This window comes from Carboxylicivirga fragile (assembly GCF_050589805.1).
Taxonomy (GTDB): Bacteria; Bacteroidota; Bacteroidia; order Bacteroidales; family Marinilabiliaceae; genus Carboxylicivirga; species Carboxylicivirga fragile.
On the sequence record NZ_JBNGOY010000088.1, the window covers coordinates 1 to 9486 of the forward strand.

The window sequence follows — 9486 nt, forward strand, 5'->3', positions numbered from 1 at the left end:
TGTAACTCCCATTGAATATGAATTAAATTATTACCAAGTTTTAATTGCGGCTTAAGGTCTTAAAAAAACGTCCGGTTTTTATTTGTAATTCCAACCCTTATCCACTTATAAAAACATTGTCAATATTTGCTTTTTTATTGGCTGAAGGTGTTCTCGTAAAAACTTTAGAGCTTTCCCCATTTGAGCTTCAACTGTTTTGGGCGAAATATTTAATTGCTCAGCAATCTCTCTGTATTTTAAACCATCCATACGACTCATCTTAAAAATTATCTGTCGCTGTTTTGGCAATTCATTAATTACTTTATTGATTCGATCCAGATAGTGTGTCTCCCGATACTCAGGCCAAACCTCAGTTTCAGCATTATCTACTTTTTCATAAGCACGTACTACTGCTTGATGCTTTAACTCATTATGACACTGATTACGAACAGTTACCACCAGATAACCTTTTAATGAACGAATATCCAAAGAGCTTCTTTTTTCCCACATCTTTAAAAAGACATCTTGCACCAAACTTTCCGAATTAGCTCTATCGCTTAAATAGCGTTGGGCAAAAATTACAAGGTGTGGATAATAGTGTTTAAACAACAACTCAAACGCACGCTCATCGCCAGCCTTTATTTTTAACAAAAGCTGTTTATCATCAATATGCGTATTTTCTGTTGAGCTCATTGGCACCATTTATACTAAGGACAAGCAAAATTACAGATACCCCTACTTACTTTTTACTTTTTTTTTCCAAATAAATTCACTTAAAACAGCAGAATGATCAGAAGGAAAACTTAGCAAGTGATCTTCAATAACATAACTAGCTGTCGGATTAAGTTTATTTCCCCTCACATAGATGTAATCGATTCGATTTTGAAGTGCCGTTTTATATCTTGGCGACCAGGTTTGCCCCAAGTGCTCAACTTCGTCGGGATACAAAAAACGATAAGTATCAATAAAACCTACAGCTTCTATCTGTTTTGTTACCGGAAAGGGTACGGTATAACCAAAATAGTTATCATGGTTTCGAGCAGTCCAATCAAGATGAGATCCACTATTGAAAGTTCCACCTAATAAAATGGGTTTATTGGAGCTCTCACTCATCATTTGACGCAGCTCACTTAGAATAAACTTCACTTCTTTACCTCGGGTCTCCATTTCCCGAGAAACAATGGTATCAACAACAGCTTCTCCACTTTTAATATAAACCTCGGTATTAGGCTGATTACTTAGTAGTACAGGACAAGCATAAAATGATTCAGTATTATTCAGCATTATTTCAACACATCCAAAATTTGAAGGTCGAAAAACATTTTTCGTCTCACCAAAAGGGAATCGACTTAATACACCAAGGTTATTACTACGCGAATAGTAAAAATAGCCCAGGGCATCCGCAATTTTTACCCCAGAATGATCCACCTCTTGCAATAAAACAACATCCGCACCTGAAGATTCTATAACCTTGGCTACTCGTTCAATCCCAACATATTTCCCTTCATGAATGCCGCCATTCCAAATATTCCACGACATTACCTTTATACTTTCACCTAGTGTATTGCTCTTGTATTTTCTCTTTCCACGCGTACGGTATAATTGATATACCTCCTGATCTGATAATCCTCTCGACCACAATCCAAAATCATCGATTTGCCCATTAAATACATCAAACATTGGATCTGAGCTGGTTTTACTTAAACCGATGTTTAGGGGCACTTTGTCAATCTCTAATTCAATTCCCACCAATGAATAAACGGCAACATTCCTACCATCATAATATAATCTTGCTTCCTGATTCAATTGATTATATGCAAAAACCAAGTGATGCCAATCCCCATCGTTAACGGGCTGGCGAGCAACAGTCGGTTTATACTCCCATGCATTCAAAGTGTCCTTTAAGTTCCAACTCCAAGCACCATTTTCTTCCGCCCCAAGCTCCCAACCAACAATCTTATCATTCATCACTTTCTGCTGCGACAAGATAGTATATGGTTCAGGATCACCTAATGCCTTTTTAACCCAAATAGAATAAGTAAATGCCTCGTAATCATTTAAAGAAAATGCTTCGTGATTATCAATAATTAATGGCTTTCGAAAACGTGCGTTGGCCGACAAATCAAGGCTTGTATCATTCTCCTCGAAATGATAACTCACATTTTTATCTCCCCGAAAATCAACTTGCGATAAACCAACGTTGGTTATATCTCCATTGAAATCAATGGCAATAAGAGGTTTCCCTGGTGCGTTCTGAACCTCATAGACACATCCGGAAACCAAAAACAAGGCGACAATGAAAAAGCATAGGTATTTCATAAAGATTAATTATTAGAGTCCACCGACTCAATATCAACTGCTTTATTTTTACTCAACTCATCCAAAATAGCTTCTAACTCAGAGCATAATTCCACAAACTTTTCATTAAAGCCGTCATCGTTATTTTTAAAAGCCGCTTCGGCTTTAATTGCCAAGTCATATAAACCAGGCGCAGCAATAGTTCCTGAAATACCTTTGAAAGAATGTAACATTCGCTCTGCCACTTCACGATCAGTATCACGTTTCTGGTTAAACTCTTCAACAAATTTTAAATGATCGAAATAGAAACGTTGTAACAAGCGCTTAAAGAAATCCCAACGATTAGCAAATCTTCTTACCCCCTCATGCACATTTACGCCTTTAATTTCTGGCCATTCAGTATTTGATTTTTCTTCCTTTGGCGATTCAATCGGCTTTTGCTCTACCACAACCGGACGTCTCTTGGTCTGTTTCAGGCCTCGTTTCTTTTTCACCCAGTTTAACACCTTCATGTAAACCTGCTCCGGATCAATAGGTTTGGCAATCATATCAACCATTCCTGCCTCAAGGTATTTTTGTTTAGTTCCTTCCAAAGCATCTGCTGTCATTGCAACTATAGGCAGCTCGGCATGAACAGGCATATTCAAAATTGCCTTGGTGGCATCAAAGCCATCCATAATTGGCATTTGAATATCCATCAATATTAAATCGAAATAATTTTCACCCCGCTTTTGTAATACCGATAAGGCTTCCTTTCCATTCGCAGCTACTTCAACATAAACACCTGCCAACTCAAGCAACTCAACACCAATCATCTGATTGGCTTCATTATCTTCAACCAACAGAATAACGACCTCTTTTAAGCTCTTTAACTCATTCAAGTATACCCCTGGCTCCTTCTTTCGCCAAGCAACTTTCGATTTCTCTTTACCTAAAGCCTCCATACAACTATCATAAAGAGTTGAATAATTGAGTGGCTTAACTACTGTATTAACGAACGGATGCTGATCAATAAACTGTTGAAGCTTCTTTTCTTTCTCAAAAGCAGGAATCAACATTAAAACAGGTAATTTATCTTGTCGGTGTTCAATTATCTCCTCAATCGCTCTTTCTTTTTTAACGCCAGGAATTTCCCAATCAACGATTATCAAATCCAATGGCTTATCTTGTTTTCCCTCAAGAACATGCACCAAGGCCGATTGACAACTCGCTACCAAAGTCACTTTAAAGTTCAGAAGTTCAAGCATATCTTTTTGAATATGCGAAGTAACTGGATGACGATTAATTAAAAGCACCTGATTACCATCTAAATCCTTTGGTGGAACAAGTAAATTACGTTTTTGAACCTTTTGTTTCTTAGATTTTATAGTAAAGAAAAATGAACTTCCAACGCCGTATTCACTCTCAACCCATATACGTCCTCCCATTAATCCAGAAAGGCGCTTACAAATTGCCAAACCAAGACCTGTTCCACCATATTTACGTGTGGTAGATACATCAGCCTGAGAGAAGGATTCAAAAAGAAACTCCAATAAATCAGATTTTATTCCAATACCAGTGTCCCGAACTTCAACCAATAATTCAACTTCAGTATCATCTTCCTGCAATACAAGTACATTGGTAACAATTTCACCCTTATTGGTAAACTTAACTGCGTTATTTACGAGATTTACTAAAATTTGAGAAATACGCAGCGGATCACCAATCAAATTCAGAGGCACGTCTGCATCGATGGCATAAATAAAATCTAAACCTTTTTCATGCGCCTTGTAGGCAACCATATTGCTCAAATCATCAAACACTTGCTCCAGATCAAAATCAATACTCTCGAGTGATAATTTACCCGCTTCAATTTTGGAGAAATCCAAAATATCGTTGATAATTCCAAGAAGAGCCTTTGAACTAGCCTGTATTTTTTGAAGGTAATCGCTTTGACCTAAATTCGTTTCTTTCTCAATAGCCAGATGTGTCCAACCGACTATTGCATTCATAGGTGTTCTAATTTCGTGACTCATCCTAGCTAAGAAATCACTTTTTGCTCTTGTGGCCGCTTCAGCCGCATTTTTAGCTTCTTTCAACAGAACAGCATCCTTTTCTTTGGCAATTGCAATACCTAAAGTAACCGTGTATGCTCTAAAAATTGCTCGGTGCGATTCAATCCAAGGCATCCCTTTAGAAACATTTCCAAAGCCAATAAAGCCCCAGAAAACATCTCTTGCAAAAACAGGAACCACGAGCAAACTTTCGAGCTTTAACTCCCTGAATAAAAATTGCTCATCTTCCAAGAAGTCCTCTCTAAACCCTGTAATCTCTTTCTTATCAGACAAGGTGTGATACCAACGTGACCCTATATCCTGATAACTCACTTTCTGCAAGTTCTCGCGGTTAATAGGTTTTATCTGGTCCTTGTTCCATTCATATAAATGAGAAGCTTTAGGATCCTGTCCTTCAATATTTGTGAAAATAAATGAGTTATCAACCATCGCACTTTGGGCTACAATCCTTAGCGACTTACGAATGGCTTCGGAAGAATCCTGATTAACAATCAGCTCCTTAACTGCCTCGGCAACACCTTCTAAGAAACGATCGCGCATCATCACTTCAGATGTTGCTTCCTTTTGAGCTGTCACATCGATCATTACTCCTTGCAGGTAATAACCTGAACTATCGGGCTGTTTCATCGACATCCCCTTTTCGTGAAGCCAACGCATCTCACCCTTTACATCCTCAATACGATACTCTACCTCATAAGCGTGATTCCTAACAACAGCTTGCTTTATGGTCTCTAATACCCTTTCGCGATCATTCTCAACAATAAGATTTGTAAAAGATTGAACTCCTTCTAAAAAATTGCCTGTATCAAACCCTGTTACTTTAGTAAAACCACTACTCAAAAAGTACATTGTGCGGCTATCGTCCATAAGCCCGGTGTATACAATACCCGGCACGTTAGTCACAATATTACGGTAATTCTCTCGACTCTTCTCTAAATCGCGCAAGGCCTCATTTAACTCAGTAATATCAGTTGATATACCACAAATGGCTTGTACATCACCCTGAGTATTGCGTATTGGAAATTTATTAGATAAAAAATAGCGACGCCCATTCTTTAATTCGATACCTTCTTCAAATTGAACCGCCTGACCACTGGTAATAACCTGCTGATCTACTTCATCCCATTGCTGAACAGAATCATCCGAAAAGAATTCATTTGCCTTTTTTCCAATCACTTCAGATTCGGCCATTCCAACTTCATCGCACCAATTCTGGTTAACCAATGAATAATTGCCCTCCAAATCTTTAACATATATCAGTGCCTTACTATTGTTAATGATATCGTCTAACAGACGCCTATTATCTTCGATGGCACCTTCAATATTGCGTCGTTTTCGTTCATCAGACGTAATGGTATAAATGAAAAAGCCCAGAACAAGAATTCCACCCAGAATGGCTACCACAACCATTACGATAAGGTAATTCATGCTTAACTCACCCCAACGCGACAGTTGAAACGACTGTATCTCGGCAGCGCTTTTTGCAATAATTTGCATCTCACGACCACTTTTTGTCAAAAGTTGCTCAACCTCACGTCGATTCTCACTTACATTTATGCTTCTAATAATTGTTTGTTCGTAATGCCTTAGGTGCGAACGAAACTGTGTCATGAAACTACGTACTTCAATATTGTTAACAGCATTTTCAATTACAAACGATAATTTAAGGGTTTTATCGAACCATACCTCTAAAGAATCGCGATTTGCAATCCGACTAAAGCTGTTATCCACACGTGTTTGCATCGAACGAATAGCAATTAAATTACTATGTGCGTTATTGTAACCTACTATTATTGAATTATAACGCTCTGTTCCTGGACGTACCCATTTACTTAACTTTTGAAACTGCGACACCTCATGATCTTCAATAGCATTGTACAACGAATCCGTTTGTATGGCAAGTGTTTTTTGGTAGCGATGCAACGATGCGTATAACTTAAAATCTTTATTAAATTCAGTCAGTAGCCCCATTACAGGTTCCAATTTCGACTTACTAGCCAAATTAATCTCTGAGGTATTTATTTTCTGCAGAAGCAAACTAATGTTGTTAGTAAGCGAATCAACAGAACCAATCAGGTCGGCATCACCGGTAATGTAAGCGCGTTTTTCGTTTAAACGCAGGTTATTTATCTGATCTTGAAGCTCATTAACGGCTTCCGTATTATCAACCACATACGCTAATTGTCGAATTCCTCGAACACTCATGAATGTAACCACAAACATTATCAAAATGATTATGGTGAATCCAACGATTACCTTCTTCTGTATCGAATTAGCTATGCCTCTAAAACGAAACTGCCCCATGTTATACCTATTTTTCTTAACCAATTATAATATAAAGATAACAACATTTTTATTGTAGATAGTTTAATGATTTGTCTCATCAATTTAAACATATTCAATTTTGTGTGTTAAATTTGAAGAAACAAGCAATTTCATTATGACTATTAAAAATTATTTCGCCCAGTATTTTAAACACTCCCTACTATATATATTACTATTATTCTGCTACTTGAATACCTTTTCACAAGCCAGCTTAACATCTCGCGAAATGCGAGGCGTTTGGGTAGCAACTGTTGCGAACATCGATTGGCCTACAAAACCTGGATTAAAAAAGAAAATCCAAAAAGAAGAAATAATCTCCATCCTAGACCATTCGAAGCAACTTGGTTTTAATGCCATCTTTTTACAAGTCAGACCCGCCAGTGATGCCTTTTACAAATCGTCGTATGAACCTTGGTCATCGTTTTTAAATAAACAATACGCTTCTCCAAAATATGATCCATTAAAATTCTGGATTGAAGAAGCTCATAAACGTGGTATAGAACTGCATGCCTGGATAAATCCTTATCGTGCATCAATGAACTTGAAAAACAACTTACCAGAAAACCATCCTGCAAGCACCAATCCGGAATGGTTTGTTGAATATGGCGAAAAACGATATTTCAATCCAGGCGTGCCCGAATCAACGGTTCACATTAACAAAGTAGTCAAGGAAATTGTGACCAATTACAACATTGATGGGATTCATATGGATGATTATTTCTACCCATATCCTATAAGCGGCAAGGCATTTCCAGACTCGATTGAATACAATAAATATGGTGCCGATTCATTTTCCGACATCAAAGACTGGAGGCGTCACAACGTAAACGAGACCATAAAGTCGTTAACAAAGACTATTAAAACGACAAAACCATGGGTAAACTTTGGAATAAGTCCATTTGGTGTGTGGCGCAACAAAGCTGATGACCCAAGAGGCTCTGACACTAAAGCAGGTGCTACAAATTACGACGCCTTATATGCAGACATACTGCTTTGGATGGAAAATAAATGGATCGACTACGTGGCGCCGCAATTATACTGGGAAACAACACATCCAGTCGCTAATTATACCATTTTGGCTGATTGGTGGAATGCCAACAGCTACGACACTCCCATTTACATTGGCCATGGCATTTACAAAATTGGCTCAGACAATCCCGATTGGCAAGATCCCAAACAACTACCAATGCAAATGAACATCAATGAAAACTTACCACATATCAAGGGAAGTATTTTCTTTAGTTACAAGCATCTAAAACGTGATTTACTTGGTTTTCAAGATTCACTAAAAACAGGCTATTATAAACATGAAGCCCTTGCTCCTGAAATCAAATCTAAAAATCAAACACAGAGCCAAAGCTTGAGAAAACTTAAAGTATCTCGTAAAAAAATAAAGTGGACAATTGACAACAAAAGTACAGCACCTTGCAAATACCTGATTGAAATAAGCAAAGACAATAAATTAATTTACAACACCATTACCTATAACAAAAAAATCGCCTTCCCAGAATTAAATATCGAAAAACCAACTAACATTAAAGTATACCTAGTTGATGCCTACAATCGTATAGTAGGTTCTAAATCACTTGAACTTTAATTATTACAAGTACTTGAAAATAATTAAAGACTTACTTATCTTGTTATTCACCTAAAGATATTGTTCTCAAACACCTTAAAAAAAGACCTATGTTATATGTAATAATCGCAGTATCAATTTTAATTCTTGGGGTACTTATCTGGTTAGCCAGTATTGATGGATCGTACCATGTAAAAAGATCAATTACAGTTAAGGCTTCTAAAGACAAAGCTTTTAACTTAGTAGCAGACTTTAACTCCTGGAAGAGTTGGTCACCATGGCTATGCATGGAACCGGAGGCAGAAGTAAACATTACCAATAATGGAGTTAATGTTGGCGCTATAAACTCATGGGTTGGAGAACTGGTTGGCTCTGGCGAAATTGAACATCTCGGCATTGAAGACAACTCCTCTATTGATCAAGAAATTAGATTCATTAAACCATTTAAATCGAAATCAAAGGTTTATTGGTCATTTACCGATAAGGATGATGGCTGTGAAGTAACTTGGGGTATGCAAGGTAAAATGCCTTTCCTATTCAAATTTATGGCAAAGAACATGGAACCATGGATTGGGATGGATTATGACAGAGGTTTAAAAATGATAAAAGATCTGCTTGAAATTGGATCCGTTGCTTCGAATATTAAAATTGACGGTAAGGTTGAAGCTCCTTCTGAATCATTTATTGGTATACGAACGCAAGCTCCAATGAACGATCTAGCCCCGTCAATGCAAGAATGCTTTGGTAAACTTAAAAAGCTTTCTCAGGACAAGAGCATTACTTTTGACAAAACACTTTCGGTATACCATGACTTTGATTTCACAAAACCAGATTGCGATTATACTGCCGGAATAATTGCTGAACCAATAACGTTGGAAAACAATACTGAAGTATACAATGGTAAGCTTGAAAAACTAAAAGCCATTAAGGTAACATTTACGGGCGATTACAAACACATAGGCAATGCTTGGTCGGCTGCATATGCCTATGCCCGCAACAAGAAAATTGGCATTAAAAAGAATCAAGATCCATTTGAATTTTATTTAACCGATCCGGAATTAGAACCTGATCCGAACAAATGGGTATCGGAAATTTACCTTCCAATAAAATAAGATGAGGATGTCTCAAAAGAGAATTTAAAATCCAGACAACTTATAGTTTAAAACTTAACCTTTATTTCTACCCCTCCAAACCTCCCCTAAAGTGGAGGCTTAAGTCCCCTTCAGGGGATTTAGGGGTAACAAATATTGAAGT

5 protein-coding genes are annotated in these 9486 nt (G+C 37.4%); 2 read left to right on the forward strand and 3 right to left on the reverse strand.

Features of this window, described 5'->3' with window-relative positions; translation table 11 throughout:
- Positions 1-105 precede the first annotated feature (105 nt).
- Genes ACRD7B_RS22175 through ACRD7B_RS22185 form a run of 3 tightly spaced genes read right to left on the reverse strand, consistent with a single transcriptional unit; the run spans position 106 to position 6635 of the window.
- Complete coding sequence (locus tag ACRD7B_RS22175; protein ID WP_430826858.1) at positions 106-672, reverse strand: RNA polymerase sigma-70 factor; 567 nt, start codon at positions 670-672, stop codon at positions 106-108.
- Between the two features lie 42 nt (positions 673-714).
- Positions 715-2298: an endonuclease/exonuclease/phosphatase family protein gene (locus tag ACRD7B_RS22180; protein WP_430826859.1), complete on the reverse strand. Its 1584-nt coding sequence runs from the start codon at positions 2296-2298 to the stop codon at positions 715-717.
- Between the two features lie 5 nt (positions 2299-2303).
- Positions 2304-6635, reverse strand: a complete 4332-nt coding sequence (locus ACRD7B_RS22185; protein ID WP_430826860.1) for a response regulator — start codon at positions 6633-6635, stop codon at positions 2304-2306.
- Positions 6636-6771: 136 nt separating this feature from the next.
- Here ACRD7B_RS22185 and ACRD7B_RS22190 point away from each other — a divergent pair, with 136 nt between their 5' ends.
- A complete protein-coding gene (locus ACRD7B_RS22190) occupies positions 6772-8253 on the forward strand; it encodes a glycoside hydrolase family 10-like protein (RefSeq protein ID WP_430826861.1) in 1482 nt (493 codons plus the stop codon).
- Positions 8254-8342: 89 nt separating this feature from the next.
- Positions 8343-9344, forward strand: coding sequence for an SRPBCC family protein (locus ACRD7B_RS22195; RefSeq protein ID WP_430826862.1), 1002 nt, complete (start codon positions 8343-8345; stop codon positions 9342-9344).
- Positions 9345-9486 lie beyond the last annotated feature (142 nt).

Excerpts from the sequence above, each read along its gene's own strand:
- ACRD7B_RS22175 (WP_430826858.1), bottom strand. The coding sequence starts at position 672 with ATGAGCTCAACAGAAAATACGCATATTGATGATAAACAGCTTTTGTTA.
- ACRD7B_RS22180 (WP_430826859.1), bottom strand. The coding sequence starts at position 2,298 with ATGAAATACCTATGCTTTTTCATTGTCGCCTTGTTTTTGGTTTCCGGA.
- ACRD7B_RS22185 (WP_430826860.1), bottom strand. The coding sequence starts at position 6,635 with ATGGGGCAGTTTCGTTTTAGAGGCATAGCTAATTCGATACAGAAGAAG.
- ACRD7B_RS22190 (WP_430826861.1), top strand. The coding sequence starts at position 6,772 with ATGACTATTAAAAATTATTTCGCCCAGTATTTTAAACACTCCCTACTA.
- ACRD7B_RS22195 (WP_430826862.1), top strand. The coding sequence starts at position 8,343 with ATGTTATATGTAATAATCGCAGTATCAATTTTAATTCTTGGGGTACTT.